General features: G+C 70.5%; 19 protein-coding genes. 11 read left to right on the top strand and 8 right to left on the bottom strand.

Annotated features, from left to right (window positions below; translation table 11 throughout):
* Positions 1–14 precede the first annotated feature (14 nt).
* Together R2B38_RS16770 and R2B38_RS16765 are read left to right on the top strand one after the other, a co-directional pair.
* Entirely contained in the window at positions 15–2354 is a 2340-nt protein-coding gene (locus tag R2B38_RS16770) for a serine/threonine-protein kinase (RefSeq protein WP_318016956.1), read from the top strand.
* 33 nt (positions 2355–2387) lie between these two features.
* A complete protein-coding gene (locus tag R2B38_RS16765; RefSeq protein ID WP_318016955.1) occupies positions 2388–2942 on the top strand; it encodes a hypothetical protein in 555 nt (184 codons plus the stop codon).
* Positions 2943–2945: 3 nt separating this feature from the next.
* On the opposite strand, the gene R2B38_RS16760 is transcribed toward R2B38_RS16765, so the two are convergent.
* The 3 genes from R2B38_RS16760 to R2B38_RS16750 are packed head-to-tail and all read right to left on the bottom strand — an operon-like array spanning position 2946 to position 5326.
* Entirely contained in the window at positions 2946–3746 is an 801-nt protein-coding gene (locus tag R2B38_RS16760; RefSeq protein WP_318016954.1) for an enoyl-CoA hydratase/isomerase family protein, read from the bottom strand.
* Positions 3743–4159, bottom strand: coding sequence for an OB-fold domain-containing protein (locus tag R2B38_RS16755; protein WP_318016953.1), 417 nt, complete (start codon positions 4157–4159; stop codon positions 3743–3745). Before R2B38_RS16755 ends, R2B38_RS16760 begins: the two co-directional genes overlap by 4 nt.
* Positions 4160–4177: 18 nt before the next feature.
* Positions 4178–5326, bottom strand: coding sequence for a lipid-transfer protein (locus R2B38_RS16750; RefSeq protein WP_318021706.1), 1149 nt, complete (start codon positions 5324–5326; stop codon positions 4178–4180).
* A 143-nt stretch (positions 5327–5469) separates the two neighbouring features.
* Here R2B38_RS16750 and R2B38_RS16745 point away from each other — a divergent pair, with 143 nt between their 5' ends.
* Complete coding sequence (locus R2B38_RS16745) at positions 5470–7062, top strand: FadD3 family acyl-CoA ligase (protein WP_318016952.1); 1593 nt, start codon at positions 5470–5472, stop codon at positions 7060–7062.
* Positions 7063–7132: 70 nt separating this feature from the next.
* Here R2B38_RS16745 and R2B38_RS16740 read toward each other — a convergent pair whose 3' ends face one another.
* A complete protein-coding gene (locus R2B38_RS16740; RefSeq protein ID WP_318016951.1) occupies positions 7133–7330 on the bottom strand; it encodes a hypothetical protein in 198 nt (65 codons plus the stop codon).
* A 222-nt stretch (positions 7331–7552) separates the two neighbouring features.
* Positions 7553–10507: an AfsR/SARP family transcriptional regulator gene (locus R2B38_RS16735; RefSeq protein ID WP_318016950.1), complete on the bottom strand. Its 2955-nt coding sequence runs from the start codon at positions 10505–10507 to the stop codon at positions 7553–7555.
* Between the two features lie 210 nt (positions 10508–10717).
* Between R2B38_RS16735 and R2B38_RS16730 the strand changes: the two genes are divergently transcribed.
* From R2B38_RS16730 to R2B38_RS16720, 3 genes are all read left to right on the top strand, one after another.
* Positions 10718–11971, top strand: coding sequence for an amidohydrolase family protein (locus R2B38_RS16730; protein WP_318016949.1), 1254 nt, complete (start codon positions 10718–10720; stop codon positions 11969–11971).
* Complete coding sequence (locus R2B38_RS16725; protein ID WP_318016948.1) at positions 11968–12891, top strand: LLM class F420-dependent oxidoreductase; 924 nt, start codon at positions 11968–11970, stop codon at positions 12889–12891. Before R2B38_RS16730 ends, R2B38_RS16725 begins: the two co-directional genes overlap by 4 nt.
* A 108-nt stretch (positions 12892–12999) precedes the next feature.
* A complete protein-coding gene (locus R2B38_RS16720) occupies positions 13000–13650 on the top strand; it encodes a response regulator transcription factor (protein WP_318016947.1) in 651 nt (216 codons plus the stop codon).
* A 39-nt stretch (positions 13651–13689) separates the two neighbouring features.
* Here the strand turns inward: R2B38_RS16720 and R2B38_RS16715 are convergent, their stop codons facing one another.
* Positions 13690–14484 carry a hypothetical protein gene (locus R2B38_RS16715; RefSeq protein WP_318016946.1) on the bottom strand — a complete coding sequence of 265 codons (795 nt, stop codon included), beginning with the start codon at positions 14482–14484 and terminating at the stop codon, positions 13690–13692.
* Between the two features lie 61 nt (positions 14485–14545).
* A complete protein-coding gene (locus R2B38_RS16710) occupies positions 14546–15280 on the bottom strand; it encodes a hypothetical protein (RefSeq protein WP_318016945.1) in 735 nt (244 codons plus the stop codon).
* A 160-nt stretch (positions 15281–15440) separates the two neighbouring features.
* Here R2B38_RS16710 and R2B38_RS16705 point away from each other — a divergent pair, with 160 nt between their 5' ends.
* The 4 genes from R2B38_RS16705 to R2B38_RS16690 all read left to right on the top strand — a co-directional run bounded on the left by R2B38_RS16705 (position 15441) and on the right by R2B38_RS16690 (position 20754).
* A complete protein-coding gene (locus tag R2B38_RS16705; RefSeq protein ID WP_318016944.1) occupies positions 15441–16217 on the top strand; it encodes a glucose 1-dehydrogenase in 777 nt (258 codons plus the stop codon).
* A 97-nt stretch (positions 16218–16314) separates the two neighbouring features.
* Entirely contained in the window at positions 16315–17433 is a 1119-nt protein-coding gene (locus R2B38_RS16700) for an LLM class flavin-dependent oxidoreductase (RefSeq protein WP_411978462.1), read from the top strand.
* Positions 17434–17560: 127 nt separating this feature from the next.
* Complete coding sequence (locus R2B38_RS16695) at positions 17561–19282, top strand: D-aminoacylase (RefSeq protein WP_318016942.1); 1722 nt, start codon at positions 17561–17563, stop codon at positions 19280–19282.
* Positions 19279–20754, top strand: coding sequence for an aldehyde dehydrogenase family protein (locus R2B38_RS16690; RefSeq protein ID WP_318016941.1), 1476 nt, complete (start codon positions 19279–19281; stop codon positions 20752–20754). Before R2B38_RS16695 ends, R2B38_RS16690 begins: the two co-directional genes overlap by 4 nt.
* A gap of 63 nt (positions 20755–20817) precedes the next feature.
* Here R2B38_RS16690 and R2B38_RS16685 read toward each other — a convergent pair whose 3' ends face one another.
* Positions 20818–21213 carry a nitroreductase/quinone reductase family protein gene (locus R2B38_RS16685; protein ID WP_318016940.1) on the bottom strand — a complete coding sequence of 132 codons (396 nt, stop codon included), beginning with the start codon at positions 21211–21213 and terminating at the stop codon, positions 20818–20820.
* A gap of 50 nt (positions 21214–21263) precedes the next feature.
* Between R2B38_RS16685 and R2B38_RS16680 the strand changes: the two genes are divergently transcribed.
* Positions 21264–22097 carry an endonuclease/exonuclease/phosphatase family protein gene (locus R2B38_RS16680; RefSeq protein ID WP_318016939.1) on the top strand — a complete coding sequence of 278 codons (834 nt, stop codon included), beginning with the start codon at positions 21264–21266 and terminating at the stop codon, positions 22095–22097.
* The last annotated feature ends 1 nt before the right edge of the window (position 22098 follow it).

Genomic DNA, 22098 nt, shown 5'->3' with positions numbered 1-22098 from the left:
GAGGTGGCAGGCAAGTGGTGGATCAGCTGACGCAGCACGATCCGCGGCGGATCGGGCCGTTCGAGGTGCTGGGACGGCTGGGCGCGGGCGGCATGGGGCTGGTCTATCTCGCGCGCTCGGCGTCCGGCCGGCGGGTGGCGATCAAGACCGTGCGGACGGAGCTCGCCGAGGACCAGCTCTTCCGGGTCCGCTTCACGCGTGAGGTGGAAGCCGCGCGGGCCGTCTCCGGGTTCTATACGGCCGCCGTGGTCGACGCCGATCCGCGGGCGGCCGTGCCGTGGCTGGCCACCGCGTACGTGCCCGCGCCCTCCCTCGAAGAGATAGTGAACGAGTGCGGGCCGATGCCGGCCCAGGCGGTGCGCTGGCTCGCGGCGGGGGTCGCGGAGGCGCTCCAGTCCATCCATGGCGCCGGGCTCGTGCACCGGGACCTGAAACCCTCCAACGTCCTCGTCGTCGAGGACGGGCCTCGGGTCATCGACTTCGGTATCGCCTCCGGCGTGTCGAACACCCGTTTGACGATGACGAATGTGGCCGTGGGGACCCCGGCCTACATGTCTCCCGAGCAGGCGAAGGACTCCCGCAGCGTCACCGGCGCGAGCGACGTGTTCTCGCTCGGCTCGATGCTCGTGTTCGCCGCCACCGGACACCCCCCGTTCCATGGCGCCAACCCGGTCGAGACCGTCTTCATGCTGCTGCGCGAGGGCCCCGACCTCCAGGGCCTCCCGGACGAACTGCGCCCCCTCATCGAGTCCTGCATGCAGATGGAGGCCACCGGGCGGCCCAACCCGGCCGACCTCCAGGCCCAGCTCGCCCCGCACCTCTTCGGCTCCGGCTCCGACGACAGCGGTACGGCGTCTGCCTGGCTGCCCGAGCGCGCGGTGACCCTGATCGAGACCCGGCGCGGCGGCCGCCCGCCGGTGAAACCGACGCCCACCGCGGGGCGCAGCGGTGGTGGCGGGCGCGTTGCCGTACCGCCCCCGCCCTCCCACGACCCCGTCGTGCCCGTCCCGGTCGGCGCCCCCGACACCGGGCCCGTACGGCTCGCGGGCGCGCCCGTGCCCATCGGTCCCGGTCCCCGGGTCGCCGACGCCCGCGCCGCCGCCGTGAAGGCACCCCCTCCGGAGGCCGGCCTGGTCGCCTCCTGGTCCCGGCCCCGCCCCGGCGTCAACGGCGCCGACCCCGCCGCCGTACCCCCGCCCCCCGCGCTGCCCCCGGAAACGGCCTCCGGCTGGCGCCCCTGGCGGTTCCGCATGTCGAACGACGTCTGGGGCACCCCGACCGTCGCCGGCGACCTCGTCTACGTCACCTCCTTCGAGGTGCACGCCCTGGACGTGGGGACCGGCCGCCGGTCCTTCAAGACCCGGGACGTCGCCTGGTCGATGGCGGTCGCGGACGGCCGTATCCACGCCTCGGACGGCCCCACCCTCTTCGCCCTGGACGCCCGCGAGGGCGGTGACCTGTGGCGGCTGTCCACCGACGCCTGGGTGTACTCCCTCAAGGCCGAGCGCGGCACCGTCGTCACCGGCACCCGCGGCGGCGGAGTGCAGGCATGGGAGGCCTCCACCGGCCAGAAGCTGTGGCAACTGACCGGCGCGCAGACCGACTTCGAGTCCCCGGAGGCCGGCCCGGCGCTGCACGACGGCACGGTCTACGTCTGGCAGGACGCCCGCCTCCACGCCCTGGACGCCCGGACGGGCGACGAGCGCTGGGCGTACCCGATCGGCGACGCGGCCTCCTGCGGCGGCGTCCCCGTACGGATCACCCCGGCCCCCGACGGTCAGGTCTACGTCTCCGCCGGCACCCGCGTCCTCTCCGTCGAGGTGGCGAGCGGCCGCGTCCGCTGGCACTTCGAGGCCCCGGCGGTCTTCCTCTGCCCGCCCACCTTCGCCCCCGGCCCGGCGGTCACGGGCGGCGGCATCTACCTCGCCGACTACCTCGGCACGGTCTACGCCCTCGACGCCGCCGACGGCCGCGACCGCTGGCGCATCGCGACCGAGTCCCGGGCGTCGATCGAACCGGTCCTCGTCGCCGCGGGCCACGTCCACGTCGGCAGCGGCAAGGGGCTCTACACGCTCGACGCGGTCACCGGCACACCCAAGTGGCGCTTCCAGGCCGGCGGCGACATCGTGGGCACCCCCGCGGTCGCCGAGGGCCGCATCCACTTCGGCTCCACCGACCACCTCCTCTACACCCTCAAGTCCGATGACGGGCGCCTCCGTTGGAAGCTCGCCACCGGCGGCGAGATCACCGGAGCGCCGGTCGTCCGGGACGGGGTCGTGTACGCGTGCAGCAAGGACCGCTGCGTGTACGCCCTCGACGCGGAGAAGGGCACGGGTACCGCGCGCACGGCGTGATCAGCGCCCGATCCACGTCGGTACGATGAGCGGATGCAAACGCGGGGGCGCAGGCTCAAACTCACGGCGGTACTGGCACTGACGGTTCTCACCCTCACCGGCTTCTCCGACGGACGGCACCACAGCACCAGCCGTCACAGGAGCGGCGGGGGAGGGGGCGGCTGCAGCAGCTCCAGCCAGGACCACGACACGTCGACATCGTCCGGCAGTTCGTCGTCGGGCGGCTCAACAGGCGGTTCGTCCGGGGGCAGTTCCTACACCCACCGGCCCAACTACCGCTCCACACCCACCTCTACGGCCACCTCCGGCAGCGGCACCAGCCTGCGGGACGGTACGGCGAGGCTGGTGAGCTGCGCGACGGCGACCAAGCAGTACGCGACCGTCGAGGTCAGCAACCCGAACAGCCGCAAGGCCACCTTCTCCGTCGACGTCACCTTCAAGGACGCCCAGGACAACGAGGTCGACTTCAACTACGCGGACGTGAAGGTCCCGGCGAACGGCAAGGCGACCGTCCGGGTGCGCGTGCTCGGCACCTCCACCCCGGTCGACCACTGCGAGGTCGACCCCAGGGCCACCGCCGGGACCTGACCCTCACCGGGTTCGGAAGCCGCCGTTCTTCCGTCCGGCGAACAGCTCCGCCTGCCGTTCGGTCGGAAGATTGCCGAGGGCGATCAGCGGCGGCGCCTGCGCATACGCCTGCGCCCGCGCCGCCTCCTTCGCCGCCCACAACGCCCGCACGGTCCCCTGGACCCCCTCGGTCGGATACCCGGCGATGACGGTCGCACAGGCCACGGCGGCCTCCAACGCCCGCCCGGGCTCGGTGAGTTCGGAGACCAGCCCGAGCTCGTACGCCCGCCGCGCGGAGATCCGCTCGGCCGTCCCCATGAGCATCATCCGCGCGACCTCGCCGTACGGCATCCGGTGCGCCATCAGCACCGACTCGTACGCGCTGACCATCCCGTACGTGGTGTGCGGGTCGAAGAACACGGCGGTCGGGTCGGCGACCACGAACTCGCTCTCGCCCAGCAGATAGAAGGCCCCGCCGCAGGCCATCCCGCGCACGGCGGAGATCACCGGCTTCCAGAGGTCGTTGGCCTTCGGGCCGATGCCCAGCAGCGGATCGTCCTGCATGTAGGGCGAGTTGGGCTGCGGGACGACCGCGTCCCGGTCGAGCCCGGTGCAGAAGGCGCGCTCTCCGGCCCCGGTGAGGACGACGGCCCGTACGGAGTCGTCGAACCGCAACTCCCGCCACACAGCAGCCAGTTCGGCGGCCGTGGTGAGGTCGATGGCGTTGAGCTTGCGCGGCCGGTCGAGGGTGACGACCGCGACGGCGGTGTCCTTGTCGATGGAGACGGCGAGAGTGGTGAGATCGGTGAGAGGGGAGAGAGTCATGCCCGCTCCAGAACCCACTGCGGAAGCCCGCTCTCGTCGAACACGACCTGCACCCGCGCCCCGATCCGAACCCGTTCAGGAGCAAGGGAGTCGAGCGCGGCCCCGGGCCCGGTGACCAGATTCCCGACCAGCCGGATGCGCGGGGCGTCGACCAGCTCGACGACGATCACGTTGTAGGGCGCGACGGCGGCGTAGTCGGGAAGCAGCGGGGGGTGGGGAAAGACGTAGGACCAGACCCGGCCCCGGCCGCTCACCTGCCGCCACTCGCTCGCGAAGGACTGGCAGTGGGGGCAGCAGGGGCGGGGCGGGAAGCGGGGCTCCTCGCAGTCGGCGCAGGTCTGGACGCGGAGTTCGCCCTCGCGGGCGTACTGCCAGAAGGGGGCGCCGTCGGCGTCGGTGAGCGGAGTGAGCATGGCGGTCGACTCCTCATTTCACTTCGTGAGCAGCAGGGCGGAGGTGGGGACGCCCTCGCCCGCCGTCACCAGACAGGTGGCGGCGTCCGGGACCTGGGCGGTGCTGGTGCCGCGCAACTGCCGTACGCCCTCGTTGATCAGGTTGAAGCCGTGGACGTACGCCTCGGAGAGGCCGCCTCCGCCGGTGTTCAGGGGCAGTTGGCCGCCGATCTCCAGCGCGCCCCCCTCCGTGAAGGCGCCCCCTTCCCCGCGTCCGCAGAAGCCGTAGCCCTCCAGGGAGAGCGGGACGAGGGCGGTGAACGCGTCGTAGATCTGGGCGACATCGACGTCCTGCGGGGTGAAGTCGGCGTGTTTCCACAGGTGTCGGGCGGCGGTCCAGGCGGGGCCGGTGAGCGGGTCGTCGTTCCAGTAGTTGACCATGCCGTGGTGCTGGGCGGGGAGGCCCTGGGCGGCGGAGTGGACGTAGACGGGGGTGCGTCGGCAGTCGCGGGCGCGTTCGCGGGAGACGACCACGCAGGCCAACGCCCCGTCCGTCTCCAGGCAGTTGTCGAAGAGGCAGAGGGGTTCGCTGATCCAGCGGGAGGTCATGTACATCTCGCGGGTGAGCGGGCGGTCGTACATGATCGCGGCCGGGTTCTGATTGGCGCGGTTGCGGCAGGCGAGGGCGACGTTGAACAAGTGGTCCCGGGTCGCGCCGTACTCGTACATGTACCGGCGCGTGAGCATGGCTATCTCGTCCGCCGGCCGGAGGAGGCCGAAGGGGCGGGTCCACTGGGCGGGGGTGGGGAGTTGGCGGGTCGTGTTGGTCCACGGTCTCGCCCCGCTGCCGCGCTTCCGGGACCTCCACGCCACGCCGACCGTCGCCTGCCCGGCGGCGATGACGGTGGCGAGATGCGCGACGGTGGCGCATGAACCCCCGCCCCCGTAACCGATCTTGCTGAAGAAGGTCAGGTCCCCGAAGCCGACCGCCTTCGCGAGCTCGACCTCGTCCGTCTCCTCCATCGTGTAGGAGGCGAGGGCGTCCACCTCGCTCGGGGCGATGCCCGCGTCGTCGAGGGCGGCGAGGACGGCCCGACACGCCAAGGTCCGCTCGTCCTCGGGGAGTTGCTTGGCGAAGGAGGTCTGTCCGATGCCGACGATCGCGGTCGCGTCCTTCAGTCCCGCCATGCGCTGTCCCCCCATGCGCTGTCCCCCCATGCGCTGTCCGGCCATGCTCTGTGCACCTCCGCGTGACACCGGGGCTGCTGACAGGGCGTCAGGCTACAGCTAATCTGACGGGTAGTCAGCTATTGGGTGCGGGGAGGCCGTTCATGCGCGGAGACGTGGAGTGGGACACCGTCCCGGGCCTGGTGCGCTCGGCCGTGGAACGGTACGCGGACGCCGAGGCGGTGGTGGAGGGCCGGACGCGGATCTCGTACGCCGAACTGGGCGCCCGGGTGGAGCGGGCGGCGGCCGCCTGTATCGCCGCCGGGGTCGAGGTCGGCGACCGGGTGGGCATCTGGGCGCCCAACTCGACGGACTGGATCGTCTCGGCGCTGGGCGCGGTGTCGGCGGGCGCGGTGCTCGTGCCGCTGAACACGCGCTTCAAGGGGAGCGAGGCCGCGTATGTACTGCGGAGCAGCGGGGCGCGGTTGCTGTTCGTGACCGGGACGTTCCTGGGGACGTCGTACGTGGCGTCGCTGCGGCGCGCGGCGGGGGAGGGGGCCGGGGACGGTCCGCTGCCCGGACTTCCGGCGCTGGAGCAGGTGGTGGTGCTGGCCGACGACGCGCCCGCCGACTTCCGTACGTGGAAGGACTTCCTGGCGGGCGGGGAGGGGGTCGCGGCGGCCGAAGTCCGTGAGCGCGAAGGGCAGTTGGACGGTACGTCGGTCTCGGACATCATCTTCACGTCGGGGACGACGGGCCGCCCCAAGGGCGCGGTGATCACGCACGCGCAGACGCTGCGGGGTTACGAGATCTGGAGCGACCTGGCGGGACTGCGGCAGGGCGACCGCTACCTGATCGTGAACCCCTTCTTCCACACCTTCGGCTACAAGGCGGGCGTGATCGCCTGCCTCATGCGGGGCGCGACGATGATCCCGCAGCCGGTGTTCAACGTGGACACGGTGCTCGCGAACATCGCCGCGGAACGGGTGTCGGTGCTCCCCGGCCCGCCCACCCTCCACCAGTCCCTCCTCGACCACCCCGCCCGGGACGCGCACGACCTGTCTGCTCTGAGGCTCGTGGTGACCGGCGCGGCGGTGGTGCCGTTGCGGCTGGTGGAGCGGTTGCGGGGCGAGCTGGGAGTCGGGACCGTCCTCACGGCGTACGGCCTCTCGGAGGCCAGCGGCATCGTGACGATGTGCCGGCGCGGGGACGATCCGGCGGTGATCGCGTCGACGTCGGGGCGGGCGATCCCGGGGACCGAGGTCCGGGTGGAGGCGCCTGACGGCACCCCGGGTGAGGTGCTGGTCCGGGGCTTCAACGTCATGCGGGGCTACTACGAGGACGCGGCGGCCACGGCGGAGGTGCTGGGCGAGGACGGCTGGCTGCGCACCGGTGACGTCGGCGTCCTGGACGACGAGGGCAACCTGCGCATCACCGACCGGATCAAGGACATGTTCATCGTCGGCGGCTTCAACGCGTACCCGGCGGAGATAGAGCAGCTGCTGGGCGTCCATCCCGATGTCGCGGACGTGGCGGTGATCGGCGTACCGGACGCGCGGCTCGGCGAGGTCGGCAAGGCGTACGTCGTACGGCGGCCGGACGTGACGCTGACCGGCGACGACCTGATCGCCTGGGCGCGCCGGGAGATGGCGAACTACAAGGTGCCGCGGGTGGTGGAGTTCGTGGGCGAGCTGCCCCGGAACGCCAGCGGCAAGGTGGTCAAGGGGGAGTTGCGGGGGCAGCCCCGCACTCCCTGATGGACACACATCGGCCGCGACGGCTCCCCCGGGGCCGTCGCGGCCGATTCCCCCGTGCTGGGGAGATGGTCTAGCTGGGTTCGGACGTCACGTGGGTGTTGTCCGGGGTGTCGGTCACGTCGTCGGCGAGGACGGTGACGTGCGTGTTCAGCGGCTTGATCGGGCTGCTGGTCACATGGGTGTTGAGTGGCGTGATCTCCTCGCCGGCCGGCTCGTCGGTGACGTGCGTGTTGTCCGGCGTGACCGTGTCGTTCTCGGTGTCGCTCATGGTGGTGCCTCCCCTGTTGGAGCAAGTCGGAACTGTGAGAGACCCGTCCGGTCAACTCCCCCGAAGATGACCGGACGGGTACTCGGTCGCCCACCCTAGATGCAGGAAAAGGCGACCTCACCGGCGGTCCGTCTGCCCCCCGACGCGACGGATCGACTAAGGAAAGAGTGCCGGGCGGCGATAAACGAACGATGAACGCCGCCCGTGCCCCGCCTGGGGGGCCTAGGAAGCCGGGACCGGGGTGAGCAGCAGCCGCACCTGAGCGGCCTCCGGCGAGTCCAGCCCCTCGTAGATCTCCAGGGCCTCACGCCAGCAGACCTCGGCCCGCCCGGAGTGCCCGATGCCGTTCAGCGCCCTGCCCAGCACGGTGAGCACGTGCGCGCGCCGCCACTCGCCGCCGATCCCCCGGAGGACGGTGAGCGCCATCTCGGCGTTGCTCGCGGCGCTGGCCTGCCTGCGGGCGTCGAGGTCGACCTCCGCGAGCCGGCAGAGCGTCATGCCCTCCCACAGGCGCTGGCGGCTGGAGCGGAAGACCCGGAGGGCCTCCTCCAACTGCTCGGCGGCGTTGGCGTGTTGGCCCGTCTTGCCGAGGGCCATCCCGAGCGCGTAGTGCCCGTTCGCTCCCCGCAGGGAGTGGCCGAGGTTCTCGTAGATGTCGACTCCCTGCCGGGCGAGCTCGACCGCCGATTCGGCACGGCCCGTCGCGAGGTGGAGCCGGGACAGGTTGCAGAGGGCGGCCGCCGCTCCCGCCATGTCGCCGCAGTGCCGGAACTTCGTGATGGCCCGGCCGAAGTGGTCCTCGGCGTCCTGGTGCCGGTTCTGGTAGAAGGCGATGCCGCCGAGGATGTTCGCCGCCCAGCAGGACGGCAGCAGGTCGTCGGTGGTCTCCGCGAGCCCGAACGCCTCCTGCGCCTCCCGGTACGCCACGTCGAAGAGCCCGGAGAAGAGGCGCGCGTTGCTCAGCACGACCGACGCGCGTCCCTCCGCCCGCACGTCGCCCTCGGCCCGCGCGGCATCACGCAGGGCCGCCGCGGCCGTCTCGTACTCCTTCGTGTTGGCGCCCGACTCCGCGAGGTCGACCGACGCCCACAGGAGGTCGATCGCGCGGCGCAGGGTGGACCTCTCGGTCGACTGCCGTACGCACGCCAGCAGCGGTACGGCCTCCAAGTAGAGCCAGTCCCAGGCCGCTTGGCGGTTCGCGAACGTCAGGCCCGCCACGGCGGTCGGCTCCAGGTGGTCCACCAGCCGGTCCCCGGGGCGTTCGATCGCGTAGACCCCCGCCGCCGTGGCCAGATAGAAGTCCAGCAACCGCGAGAGCGCGGCCCCCCGCTCCGTCGGCGACGACTCGTCCCGCTCGGCGCACGCACGCGCGTAGAGCCGCACCAGATCGTGGTACCGGTAGCGCCCGGGAGCCGCCGATTCGACAAGTGACGTGTCTACGAGGGATTCCAGCACGTCCTCCGTGTCCTCGACCGGGAGGTCCAGCACCGCCGCGGCCGCCGCGAGGGAGATGTCCGGGCCGTCCGCCAGCCCCAGCAGACGGAACGCCCGCGCCTGGGCCGGCTCCAACTGGCCGTATCCCAGCTCGAAGGTGGCCTTCACGGCGAGGTCGCCGGCCTGGAGTTCGTCCAACCTCCGCCGTTCGTCGGCGAGTTTGGCGGCGAGGACGGAGACCGTCCAGGTGCGGCGGGCCGCGAGGCGGGAGGCCGCGATGCGGATGGCGAGGGGCAGGAAGCCGCAGGCCGCCACCACGTCCAGGGCCGATTCCCGTTCGGCGGCGACGCGTTCGGCGCCGACGATCTTCGTGAAGAGCTGGAGCGCCTCCTCGGGGGACATCACGTCCAGGTCGATGAGATGCGCCCCGGCGAGGTCAACCATCCGTACACGGGACGTCACCAGCGCCGCGCAGCCCTCCATGCCGGGGAGCAGGGGGCGTACCTGTGCCGCGTCCCGCGCGTTGTCCAGCAGGACCAGCACCCGCCGCCCGTCCAGCACCGACCGGTACAGCGCGGACCGTTCCTCCAGGGAGTCGGGTATCGCGGAGTCCGGGGTGCCCAACGCCCGCAGGAACGCGCCCAGTACGGTCTCCGGCTCGGCGGACCGGGAGCCCGCGCCCTGGAGGTCGACGTACAACTGCCCGTCGGGGAAGGCGGACCGGGCCTGGTGGGCCACGTGGACCGCGAGAGTCGTCTTGCCGACGCCGCCGATTCCCGCGAGCGCCGAGACCGCCATCACGCGGCCCTCCGCCGAGGCCAGCACATCGCTCAGCTCGGACACGAAGGACACCCGGCCGGTGAAGTCCGGGACCGTCGCCGGGAGTTGGTGGGGGCGGACCGGGGCCGCCACGGTCTCCGCCGCCGGGGCGGAGGGCTCCGCGAGGCCCGGGTCGGCCTGGAGGATGCGGTTCTGGAGTTCGCGCAGGCCGGGGCGCGGGTCCACGCCCAGCTCGTCGGCGAGCAGGCGCCGGGTGTCCGCGTACACGGCCAGGGCCTCCGCCTGGCGGCCGGAGCGGTACAGGGCGAGCATCAGCAGCTCGCGGAGGCGTTCGCGGAGCGGGTGGGCCGCGGTGAGGGCGGTCAACTCGCTGACGGCCTCGGCGTGGCAGCCCTGCTCCAGGTCCATGTCGAGCCGGGATTCGAGGAGTTGGAGCCGCCACTCCTCCAGGCGGACGCGCTGCGCCTCCGCGTAGGGGCCCGGGAGTCCGGCCAGCGGCTCGCCGTCCCACAGCGCGAGCGCCCGGCCCAGCAGGTCCCGCGCATGGCACAGGTCACCCGCCGACTTCGCCTTCTCCGCCTCGTTCGCCAGGTCGTGCACCTCGGCCACGTCCAACGCGCCCTCGGGCAGCCCCCGTACGGCATACCCGCCCGACTCGCTGACCAGCACCCCGGCGTCCAGCGCCTTGCGCAGCCGGGACGCGTACGTCCGCACCGCGGCCAGCGCCTGCGACGGAGGGTCGTCGCCCCACAGGGCGTCGATCAGCTCACCGGCGGTCGCCGTGCGGCCCTCGCGGAGCAACAGCGCGGCCAGCAGGGCGCGTTGCTGTGGCGAGCCCGTGTTCAGCGCGACAGGGCCCCGCCAGGCACGTACCGGACCGAGCACGCTGAAGCGCAGCGCGGTCGACTCCTCCGAGCCGGACCCGGGACGCCGCTGCTCCGGTACTCGCGGTCCACCGTCCATCGCCGTTCCCCCTAGGCAAGCCTGTTCACTACGACAGTTTGCCTTGTCCGCGGCGGATGCGTCAGCTCTCGGAGACACCGCTCACACCTGGCCGCGCGGGATATCACAAGGCCCTCACACGGCCTGCGCACAAGTCCGCACAGAACCGAGCACCCCGAACCCCGATCCAGCTAGCTGACGGGTCGTCAGATCGGCGCTACCGTGAGCGCCATGGACACCCAGAACCCCCAGGAAACCGACCTGGCCACCCTCCCGCTGATCATCTCCGTCGACGACCACACCGTGGAGCCCGCCGACGTCTGGCAGCACCGGCTGCCCAAGAAGTACCTGGACACCGGCCCTCGCGTCGTCCGCGCGCCACTGAAGGAAATGACGTTCCTCGGCGGGCGGTTCAAGCCCGTGATGGGTGAGCCCGGCGACGACGGACCCATCGGCGACTGGTGGGTCTACGAGGACCTGCACCGCCCCCTCACCCGCCTCGACACCGCCGTCGGCTACAGCAGGGACGAGATCAAGCTCGAAGTCATCACTTACGAGCAGATGCGTCCGGGGTCGTACGACGTCCCGTCCCGGCTCGCCGACATGGACGTCAACCACGTCCAGTCCGCGCTGTGTTTCCCCACCTTCCCCCGCTTCTGCGGCCAGACGTTCACCGAGGCCGCCGACCGCGAACTCGGCCTGCTCTGCGTGCGCGCCTACAACGACTGGATGGTGGAGGAGTGGTGCGGCCCGCAGGCGCACGGCCGCCTGATCCCACTGCCTCTCATCCCCCTCTGGGACCCGGAGTTGGCCGCGGCGGAGGTCCGCCGCAACGCGGCCCGCGGCACCCGCGCCGTCGCCTTCTCCGAGATACCCCCGCACCTCGGCCTGCCCTCCATCCACACCGACGACTGGGACCCGTTCCTCGCCGCCTGCGCCGAGACCGGCACGGTCATCGCCATGCACATCGGCTCCAGCAGCCGGATGCCGTCGACCTCGGCGGACGCGCCGCCCGCCGTCGGCTCCACGATCACCTTCGCCAACTGCTGCTATTCCATGGTGGATTGGCTGATGAGCGGCAAGTTCGAGCGCTTCCCGGACCTCAAGGTCATGTACGCCGAGGGCCAGATCGGCTGGATCCCCTACATCCTGGAGCGCGCCGACGTCGTCTGGGAGGAGAACCGTGCCTGGGGCGGCGTCGCCGACAAGGTCCACCGCCCGCCGTCCGAACTCTTCACCGAGCACGTCTACGGCTGCTTCTTCGACGACGCGTTCGGCCTGAAGAACCTCGACTCGATCGGCGTCGGGAACGTCCTCTACGAGACCGACTACCCCCACTCCGACTCCACTTGGCCCAAGTCCCGCGAGGTCGGCGAGGCACAGATGGGTCACCTGGCACCGGACGTGGTCGAACGGATCGTACGGGGCAACGCGATCGAGCTGCTGGGCCTGACGCCGGACGGACTGTGGGAGGGCCCCAAGTGAGCGGCCTCGCCTACGGGTTGCAGCTGCCCGTCCAGTCCCAGAGCACCATCTACGCCGAGCCCTGGGAGGCCGACGCCGGTCCCGCCGACCTCGTCGAGATCGCGCGGGCCGCCGACCGTTCGGGCTTCGCCTACGTCGCGGGCTGCGACCACGTCGGCGTCCCGCGCCGCCTCGCCGCCGCCATGAGCACGATCTGGTACGACCCCGTCGCCACCCTCTCCTACCTCGCGGGCGTCACCGAACGCGTCCAACTCCTCAGCCACGTGGCGGTCGTAGGCCTACGGAACCCGCTGCTCACCGCCAAGCAGTACGCCACCCTCGACCACCTCAGCGGCGGTCGGCTGATCCTCGGGGTCGGCGCCGGGCACGTGCGGGAGGAGTTCGAGGCGCTGGGGGTGGACTTCGAGCGGCGCGGGGCCGTCCTCGACGAGTCGATCGACGCGTTGCGCGCAGCCCTCGGCCCGGACGAATTCCCCGAGCACCACGGCAAGTTGTACGACTTCGAGGGGCTCGGGCAGCGGCCCCGGCCCGCGCAGGAACACGTCCCGCTCTGGGTCGGCGGGTCGTCCCCCGCCGCCGTACGCCGGGCCGCGCTCAAGGCGGACGGGTGGCTGCCGCAGGGCGACCCGCGCGACCGGCTGCCCGCGCAGATCGAGCGGATACGGCGACTGCGCGAAGAGGCGTCCGTCCAGAAGCCGTTCGTGTTCGGGGCGATCACCGAGCCGCTGTACGTGGGCGATCCGGGGTGGGAGGTCGGACGGCGCACGCTCACCGGGGCGCCCGAGGCCCTCGCCGAGTCCCTGCGTGCCTACGGGGCGATGGGCGTGGACCAGATCCAGGTGCGGTTCCGCTGCCGTGACCGGGCCGAACTCACCGACCAGATCAGCGCGTTCGGGACCGAGGTGGGCCCGCTGCTCTGAGCGCGACTCTCATCACGACTTTGATCACGGCCTGTTTGAACACGGTTACGCCGAGCCGCGTATGTACGGACGTACGGACGTTTTGGCTCCGGCGGAAGGACCTCCGAAGTGCGATCCTCCGAGCGACTCGTAGTTGCCGTGGCCTCTGCGGGGGTCACCTGGCCGCACGAGAACTGGCCGCCCCCGGACGATCCGTACGTGGACCGTGTGGTGCATGTCCCCCCGCCCTACGAGGGGTTGGCGGAGACCACGGCGGACGTCGTCGTGCTGCACTGCGAGGATCCGGCCGTGTCCTTTCCGGGGCTGCTGGAGGTTCTCCGCACCCGGAGTGTCCCGGCGGTCGTGGTCAGTCCGCGCCGGGACACCGAGGCGGTGGTCGAGGTGTTCCGGGCCGGAGCGGGCTATCTGGTCGAGGGCGACCACTGCCCCGAGATGATGTCCTCGGCGATGGTGGCGGCCACCGTCGGACACACCTACCTCTCCCCGTCGGCGACCGCCGCCCTGCGTGAGGGGGCCCGGCGGATGGCCGCGACCGACGACGCGATGGAGCGGCTGCGGGCCCTGCTCTCACCGCGCGAGCAGCAGATCATGGAACTGCTGTCGACCGGCCTGGGCGCGCAGCAGATCGGGCAGCGATTACGGCTGAGCGAGAAGACCGTGCGCAACAACCTCAGCAACATCTATGCCAAGTTGGACGCCAGGAGCGGCACGGACGCGGTCCTGCGGTGGCTGGGAGCCACGCCCGTGCTTCGCACCTGAGAACGGATCAGGAACGGATCAGGAGCAGATCAGGACAGATCAGGGTGCCGGGATCTCCGAGAGTGGTATTTCCACGTCGGTGACACCGGTGCCGCCCTGACCGAATCCGGCCTCGTCGGACTGAAGGGCCTTCGTGGAGTTCGGGACGGCGTCCGCGGCGGTGGTGTCGCATTTCACATTCCGCAGCCAAAGGCGCCCGTCGGGCGTTCCGTTGTTCAGGATCTGCGGATAGAAGACGTGCACGGTCGCGGCGCCCTCGCTCGGTGAGAAGAACACCGTCTGGCCGTCCTGGGCCTCTTTGTAGGTGGCTTTCAGGAAGCCGCTCACATCGGTGCGCTTGGCGGACCACATGTAGAAGGCGGTGCTGTCCGGCTGCACGGTGTCCGTGCGGCTGAATGCGAGGGTGGTCGTCTTGTCGTCGCGCGTGATGTTGATGGTCGACGTGCTGAATTCCAGGCCGACTTCGAAGAGCGAGTTGCCGAGTTTCGTCCCGGCCTCGGTGACGGTTCCCTCCTCCAGCTGAAGGGTTCTCGTCACCGAGGTGCTCACGTTGAAGGTCTTCGACGCGGTGCTCGTGGAACCGCAGTTGTCGGACACCGGGGAGACGCGTTCGTTGGGCCCGAGACTGTTCGCCTTGAACTGCACGTCCACGAACTGGCAGTCGGCCAGTTTGTCGGAGTCCGCGGAGCAGTCGGCGCTCACTTCGGAGGGGGTGGCGGCGTTCGCCTGGTTCATCAGGGGGATGATCACGGCGAGCGCGGCGACGGGCGCGAGGGCGAGGGTGACGCGCTTCTTCTTGCTCCGGTGGCTTCTGGTGCGGCCGGTCCGGGACATGGGTATCTCCTGTGGGGTGAAAGGGAGTTGAGCTGCGGTTTCCTGCTGTACTGCCGGTCGCTCAGCAGTCCTCCAGGACCGCCTTGGACGTGCCGTCCACGACACCGGGAGCACCTGCGGCGCCGGGCAGGATGACGGGGCCCTCGACGACGTCCGGGGCCACGAAGTTCTGTTCGGGGGAGGGGTTCACGGCGAAGCTGCCGGGATCGGCGTCGATACGCACCCGCCATTCACCGGTCATGCGCTGCAATTTGGGCGTGAACTCCATGTGGAGCACCTTGCCGACCGGCACGTCCCGCGCTTCCGTGTCGCCGGCCGTCGCCGACTTCACGGTCATGTCCAGGGTGCCCTTGTGCTTGGCCCAGCCCCCGCTCAGGAATCCGAAGAGGCCGCCTGCGGCGCCCTGTTGGGTGGAGACGTACTTGCCCTGGCCCTGGGCCGCGGTCGACGACCAGGTGATGGAGACCTTGGCCGGATCGGTGGCGTTCGGCTCGCAGTTGGGGAAGTCGATGGACGCCTTTTCGGTGGGCCCGTCGAAGGTCTCGAAGTTCGTCTCGACGAAATCGCAGTTGTCGGCCTGGAAGCCGTCCGCGAAGGCGCCGCCGAAATCCTCCACGGACCGCTTCTCGCCATTGACCACCGCGGACCTCTCGCACATGGTCATGATCTGGTCCGGCGTCTTTGCCTCGGCCGCGTTCGCCGACGGCAGCAGGGCGACGACCGCCCCGCCGGTGGCGAGTGCCGCGCCGATCGCCACATACCTGACTTTCCTGTTGCGCAATCTCCTCTTTGCCATGACAGGAATTGTTGGAGCCAAGCCGAGGTATGGCCAGGGTCAAATATCCCTACTCCGCGGTCACTTCAAGTGTGCTTGTGCAAGGTGTCGCGCTATATCTGACGCTCCGTCAGCTACGGCGCTACGATGCCCTGCATCCACCGATCCCGAGGAGGCCCGCATGGGCAAGCTGGACGGGCGTGTCGTCATCGTCACCGGGGCGGCACGCGGGCAGGGGGAGCAGGAGGCGCGGCTGTTCGCGGCCGAGGGTGCGAAGGTCGTCGTGGCGGATGTGCTGGACGAGCAAGGGGAGGCGCTGGCAAAGGAGTTGGGCGCGTCCGCGTCCTACGTCCATCTCGACGTCGGCGAGGAGGCGGAGTGGGGTGCCGCCGTGCGGGCCGCCAAGGAGGCGTACGGGCGGATCGACGGGCTGGTCAACAACGCGGGGATCCTGCGGTTCAACTCCCTTGTGGACACGCCGCTCGAGGAGTTCATGCAGGTCGTGCGGGTCAACCAGGTGGGCTGCTTCCTGGGGATCAAGACCGTGGCGGCGGCGATGGAGGACGGCGGCACGATCGTCAACACGGCCTCGTACACGGCGGTCACGGGGATGGCGGCGGTCGGGACGTATGCGGCCACCAAGCACGCGATCCTCGGCCTCACCAGGGTCGCCGCGCTGGAGTTGGCGGACCGGCGCATCCGGGTCAACGCGATGTGCCCGGGTGCCATCGACACGGCGATGTCCAACCCGGCCCAGCTCGACCCGAACGCCGACGTCGAGGCGATGTCCAGTGCCCTCGACGAGCTGTACCGCAAGCTCGTGCCGCTGGGCCGGATCGGGAAGCCGGCGGAGGTCGCCCGCCTGGCGCTCTTCCTGACCTCCGACGACTCGTCGTACATCACCGGGCAGCCGTTCGTGATCGACGGAGGCTGGCTGGCCGGGGTCTCGGTCATCTGACGGGGCGTCATCTATTGACGAATCTGACGCTACGTCAGAAAGTCGTAGCACTCGCAGGACTCGCAGGAACCATCTGGACTTTGGACGGTGAACCTCCTTGGAATTCGGGCTCTTTGTACAGGGATACGTGGGCAAGCGCGCCGAGACGGACCCGCTGGCCGAGCACAAGGCGCTGATGGAGGAGACCGAGTACGTCATCCAGGCGGACAAGTCCGGGTTCAAGTACGCCTGGGCGTCCGAGCACCACTTCCTGGAGGAGTACTCGCACCTCTCGGCCAACGACGTCTACCTCGGCTACCTCGCCCACGCGACGGAGCGTATTCACCTGGGATCGGGGATCTTCAACCCCCTCGCCCAGGTCAACCACCCGGTGAAGGTCGCCGAGAAGGTCGCCATGCTCGACCATCTCACCGGTAACCGCTTCGAGTTCGGGAGCGGGCGCGGGGCCGGGTCGCACGAGATCCTCGGGTTCATCCCGGGGGTGACCGACATGAACTACACCAAGGAGATCTGGGAAGAGACCATCGCCGAGTTCCCCAAGATGTGGCTCCAGGACGAGTACGTCGGCTTCCAGGGCAAGCACTGGCAGTTGCCGCCGCGGAAGATCCTGCCCAAGCCGTACGGGAAGGCGCATCCCGCGATGTGGTACGCCGCCGGGTCGCCGCCGTCGTACGCCATGGCCGCCCGTAAGGGGCTGGGGGTGCTGGGGTTCAGCATCCAGAAGGTGTCCGACATGGAGTGGGTGCTGGAGCAGTACAAGACGGCGATCGTGAACGCCGAGCCGGTGGGGGCGTTCGTCAACGACAACGTGATGGTGACGACGACGGCGATCTGTGCGCCGACCCATGACGAGGCGATCCGGATCGCGACGAGTGGGGGGCTGCACTATCTTCCCTCGCTGGTGTTCCGGTACCACGACACGTTTCCCCGGCCTGAGGGGTTCCCTGTGTGGCCGGAGACGCTGCCCGAGTACACGCCGGAGTTCGTCGAACTCCTCGTGGAGGAGGAGCTGTTGATCTGTGGGGATCCGGACGAGGTGCTCACTCAGTGCAAGCGGTGGGAGCAGGCGGGGGCGGATCAGTTGAGCTTCGGGTTGCCGGTGGGGGTGCCCAAGGAGGAGACGTTGCAGACGATTCGGTTGATCGGGGAGCACGTGGTTCCGAAGATCGACACGGATCCTGTTCACCGGACTACGCGGTTCCGTCAGGCGGCTTGAGGTCTCGTTGCGGGGTGCGGGTGCGTTGTGGCTGGTCGCGCCCACGCGGCGGCAGCCGCACATCGACACAGCCCCGCGCCCCGAAAAACAACGCCCCTAAAAGCAAGCGGAGTTGAGGAGGCGCCCCATGCTTGATCACGTCATCAAAGGTGTCACCGTCGTTGATGGGACGGGGGCGCCTGGGTTTGTCGCCGATGTCGGTATACGGGACGGGCGGATTGCCGTCGTCGGGACGGTGGCTGAGGAGTCCCGTAGCAGTGAGGACGCTGCCGGTCTCGTGCTCGCGCCGGGGTTTGTCGACCCCCATACCCACTACGACGCTCAGCTCTTCTGGGACCCGTATGCCACGCCCTCCCTCAACCACGGAGTCACGACCGTCGCCGCCGGGAACTGTGGGTTCACGCTCGCGCCGCTGATGCCGGAGGACGCCGACTACACGCGGCGGATGATGTCCAAGGTCGAGGGGATGTCGCTGGTCGCGTTGGAGGAGGGGGCGCCCTGGAGTTGGCGTGGGTTCGGGGAGTATCTGGACGCTCTTGAAGGGCGGATCGCTGTCAACGCGGGCTTCATGGTGGGGCATTGTGCGTTGCGGCGGTATGTGATGGGGGCGGATGCCGTGGGTGGGCAGCCGAGTGAGGAGCAACTCGGCGAGATCGTGCGGCTGTTGCACGAGGCGATGGACGCGGGGGCGTGGGGGTTCTCCACCACCCAGTCCTCCACCCACTCGGACGGGGACGGGAAGCCGGTTGCCTCGCGGCATGCGTTGCCCGCCGAACTCATCGCGCTGTCCAGGGCAGTCGGGGAGCACGAGGGGACGCAGATCGAGGCGATCGTCGCCGGGTGTCTCGATCAGTTCAGTGACGCGGAGATCGATCTCTTCGTCGAGATGAGCGCGGTGGCCGGGCGGCCGTTGAACTGGAACGTGTTGACCATCGACGCCGCCGTGCCCGAGCGCGTGCCCCGGCAGCTGTTCGCGAGTGAGCGGGCCCGGAAGGCCGGGGGGCGGGTCGTCGCGCTGACCATGCCGATCCTCACGCCGATGAACATGTCGCTGGGCACCTTCTGCGCGCTGAACCTGATACCCGGGTGGGGGCCGATCCTGAGCCTGCCCGTGCCGGAGCGGATCGCCAAGCTGCGGGAGCCGGACGTACGGGCCGAGATGCTGCGGAGCGCCAACAGCAAGGAGGCGGGCGTCTTTCGGCGGCTCGCCGACTTTGGGCGGTATGTGATCGGGGACACGTACAGCGCGGCCAATGAGGGGCTGACCGGGCGGGTCGTGAAGGACATCGCGGCCGAGCGTGGGCAGGAGCCCTTTGAGTGTCTCGTCGAGATCTGTGCGGCTGACGAGTTGCGGACGGTCCTTTGGCCCATGCCTTCCGACAACGACCCCGCCTCCTGGGCGTTGCGGGCCGAGACCTGGCAGCACGAGGACGTGTTGCTCGGGGGGTCCGATGCCGGGGCGCATCTGGACCGGATGTGCGGGGCGCCGTACACGACGCGGTTCATCGGGGACTGTGTGCGGGGGCGGAAGCTGGTGGGCCTTGAGCAGGCCGTGAAGATGCTCACCGATGATCCGGCCCGGTTGTTCGGGCTGCGGGAGCGGGGGCAGGTGCGGGAGGGGTGGCATGCGGATCTGGTGCTCTTCGACCCGGAACGGATCGACGCCGGCAAGGCCACCCTGGTGCACGACCTGCCGGGCGACAGTCCGCGCCTGGACTCCAAGGCGATCGGCATAACGGCCGTGTGGGTCAACGGAGTTGAGGCCATCCGGGACGACGTGGTGAGCGGGAACGTGCCGGGGCGGGTGCTGCGGTCGGGGCGGGACACCAGGACGGTGAGCACGAAGTGAGCTCCCGAGCCGGTTCTCAAGTCGCGGGCGAGCAGCCGTTGTTCGTCGGGGGAGAGTGGGTCGAGCCTGACGGCGGGTACTACGCCGTGGTCGATCCGGCCACCGAGGGGACCGTGGGGTGGGCGCCGGAGGCCTCGCGGGGGCAGGTGTTCGCCGCTGCCGCCGCGGCCCGGGAGGCGTTCGGGCCCTGGTCGCGTACGCCGGCCGAGGAGCGCGCGGCGATTCTCGGGCGCGCGGCGGACATCATCCGCGGCGGGCTCGTGCCGTACGCCGAACTCGCCCAGGCCGAGACCGGTGCCACGACGGGGACCGCGCGGGGCATGCAAGTGGGCGTCGCCGTGGCCCGGTTCCGGCGGTACGCGACCGTGGAGCCGGCCGAGTGGGCGATCGCGCCGCAGGTCAACGAGGCGGGGCCGTTCGGGCGGGCGGCTGTCATGGGCGCGATCGCCGTGCGGCAGCCGGTGGGTGTCGTCGCCTGCGTCACGTCGTACAACAACCCCTGGGCCAACCCCGCCGGGAAGATCGCCCCTGCCCTGGCCATGGGCAACACGGTGGTGGTGAAACCGGCGCCGCAGGACCCGTTGTCCGTGTACCGGATGGCGGAGGCGCTGGAGGCGGCCGGGGTGCCGCGCGGGGTCGTGAACGTCGTCAACGGGCAGTCGGTGGAGGTGGGGGAGGCCGCGGTCGAGTCCGGTGACGTCGACATGGTCAGCTTCACCGGTTCCACGGCTGTCGGGCAGCGGATCGCCGAGGTGTGCGGGCGGGGGATGAAGCGGCAGTTGATGGAGCTGGGCGGGAAGGGGGCGGCGGTCGTCTTCGACGACGCGGATCTCGCCTCCGCCGTGTCCGGGATCGGGACGACGTTCTCCTTCTACAGCGGGCAGATCTGTACGGCGCCTACCCGGGTGCTGGCGCAGCGCGGGGTGTACGACCGGTTGGTCGAGCAACTGGCCGCCTATGCGGGCCGGTTGAAGGTCGGGGATCCGCGCTTGCCGGACACGGTCGTCGGGCCGGTGATCTCCGCCGCACACCGGGAGCGCGTCGAGTCGTACGTCGAACTGGGCCGGAAGGAGGGCGCGGTGGTCGTGGCGGGTGGTGAACGGCCCTCCGACGGGCCGGGGTTCCTCGTCACGCCGACCGTCCTCGCCGACTGCGGTGCCGAGATGCGGGTCGTCCGCGAGGAGATCTTCGGGCCGGTCGTCGTGGTCGTCCCCTTCGACTCCGAGGAGGAGGGGATCGCCCTCGCCAACGACAGCGACTACGGCCTCATCGACTATGTGTGGTCGGGGGATGTGGCCCGGGCGTTCCGGGTGGCTCGGTCGCTGCGGGCCGGCGGGGTGGGCGTGAACACCGTGGGGCGCAACATGGAGGCGCCGTTCGGGGGGTTCAAGAAGAGCGGGGTCGGGCGGGACGTCGGGTCGTACGCGCTGCATGCGTACAGCGAGGTGCAGGCGATCGTGTGGTCGGGCTGACGCCGAGCCCCCGCTTGCTGAGCCCCCGCCCGCCGGGCCGCGTCCCCCGCCCACTGTCACCTGTCACTTGTCCAGATCCACCCGCACGGTCAGCAGACTCGACCCCATCGCCTTCACCGCCGCGCTGTTGAAGCGGGGGAGGGTGCGCAGGCGGGCCTGGGGGTCGTCGTCGGGGAGGAGGTGGGCCGTGCCGGTGTGCCAGCGGCCCATGATGCGGACCCGTACCTTCGGGTTCGCCTTGATGTTGCGGACGTAGTGGGAGAGCTCGCCGAACTCCGAGACCAGCCAGAACGTGTCGCCGACGCGGCGGCCGCCGAGCGGGGTGCGGCGGGGCCGGCCGGAGACGCGGCCCGTGGTCTCCAGGACGGTCTGGGTGGGGAGGTGGCGGGTGACCGAGTTCAGGACGCGTTGGATGCGGCTGATGGTGCGGTACTTGGCCGCGGGGTTCGGTGTCGGCATCTTTCTCGGATCTCCTGTTGCTCGGACGGGGCGTGGACTTCAATGATCCCGTGCGCGTGGTGACATGGAACCTGTGGTGGCGGTACGGGCCCTGGGAGGCCCGGCAGAAGGCGATCCTGGCCGTGTTGCGGGAGCTCGATCCCGATGTCGTCGGGCTGCAGGAGGTGTGGGACGCCGAGGGTGTGAACCTCGCCGCGTGGCTCGCCTCGGAACTCGGGATGCACTGGACCTGGGGAGCCTCCCACGACCCCGGGTTCTGGCAGCGGCGGCTCGGCGATACGACCGTCGGGATCGGCAACGCCGTCCTCAGCCGCTGGCCCGTCGCCGAGCGGGCCGTGCTGCCTCTGCCGCCGGGCGACGGTGACGGCGGCCGGCTCGCGCTCTACGCGGGGCTGGACGCGCCGGGCCACCGCGTCCCGTTCTTCACCGTCCATCTCTCCTCCGCCACCGAGGCCTCGGCCGTACGGTGCCAACAGGTCACCGCACTCGCGGAGTTCGTCGCCGAGCACCGTGGAGAGGGGCCGTTTCCGCCTGTTGTCACCGGGGACTTCAACGCGTGGCCCGACTCGGACGAGGTCCGGCTCTTCGGCGGGTACCGGACCGCGCCCGCCGTACCCGGTCAAGTCCTCATGGACGCCTGGGACTTCGCCGAACCCGGGGCGCCCTCGGCCACCTGGGATCTCAGGAATCCGTACGTCGCGGGGACGTTCGGGCCGAGCGTCCGCATCGACTACGTCTTCGTGGAACCGACCGGGAAGGGCGGGCTCGGCCATGTGCGGGGCGTACGGCGGGCCGGGGACGGGCCGGTCGGCGGGGTGTGGCCGACCGACCACGCGGCCGTCGTCGTGGACCTGAGCGACGAACTGACCGTGCCTTCCGCCTAGT

This window comes from Streptomyces sp. N50 (assembly GCF_033335955.1).
In the GTDB taxonomy this organism is placed as follows: domain Bacteria; phylum Actinomycetota; class Actinomycetes; order Streptomycetales; family Streptomycetaceae; genus Streptomyces.
The sequence above is the reverse complement of the archived record's forward strand: the minus strand, read 5'-3'. Positions and strand labels throughout refer to the sequence as shown.

What these genes read in the sequence shown, in the direction of transcription:
- R2B38_RS16685 (WP_318016940.1), bottom strand. Translation starts at nt 21,213, where the DNA reads ATGCCGACACCGAACCCCGCGGCCAAGTACCGCACCATCAGCCGCATC.
- R2B38_RS16745 (WP_318016952.1), top strand. Translation starts at nt 5,470, where the DNA reads ATGCGCGGAGACGTGGAGTGGGACACCGTCCCGGGCCTGGTGCGCTCG.
- R2B38_RS16710 (WP_318016945.1), bottom strand. Translation starts at nt 15,280, where the DNA reads ATGGCAAAGAGGAGATTGCGCAACAGGAAAGTCAGGTATGTGGCGATC.
- R2B38_RS16740 (WP_318016951.1), bottom strand. Translation starts at nt 7,330, where the DNA reads ATGAGCGACACCGAGAACGACACGGTCACGCCGGACAACACGCACGTC.
- R2B38_RS16750 (WP_318021706.1), bottom strand. Translation starts at nt 5,326, where the DNA reads ATGGCGGGACTGAAGGACGCGACCGCGATCGTCGGCATCGGACAGACC.
- R2B38_RS16755 (WP_318016953.1), bottom strand. Translation starts at nt 4,159, where the DNA reads ATGCTCACTCCGCTCACCGACGCCGACGGCGCCCCCTTCTGGCAGTAC.
- R2B38_RS16760 (WP_318016954.1), bottom strand. Translation starts at nt 3,746, where the DNA reads ATGACTCTCTCCCCTCTCACCGATCTCACCACTCTCGCCGTCTCCATC.
- R2B38_RS16705 (WP_318016944.1), top strand. Translation starts at nt 15,441, where the DNA reads ATGGGCAAGCTGGACGGGCGTGTCGTCATCGTCACCGGGGCGGCACGC.
- R2B38_RS16730 (WP_318016949.1), top strand. Translation starts at nt 10,718, where the DNA reads ATGGACACCCAGAACCCCCAGGAAACCGACCTGGCCACCCTCCCGCTG.
- R2B38_RS16765 (WP_318016955.1), top strand. Translation starts at nt 2,388, where the DNA reads ATGCAAACGCGGGGGCGCAGGCTCAAACTCACGGCGGTACTGGCACTG.
- R2B38_RS16735 (WP_318016950.1), bottom strand. Translation starts at nt 10,507, where the DNA reads ATGGACGGTGGACCGCGAGTACCGGAGCAGCGGCGTCCCGGGTCCGGC.
- R2B38_RS16695 (WP_318016942.1), top strand. Translation starts at nt 17,561, where the DNA reads ATGCTTGATCACGTCATCAAAGGTGTCACCGTCGTTGATGGGACGGGG.
- R2B38_RS16715 (WP_318016946.1), bottom strand. Translation starts at nt 14,484, where the DNA reads ATGTCCCGGACCGGCCGCACCAGAAGCCACCGGAGCAAGAAGAAGCGC.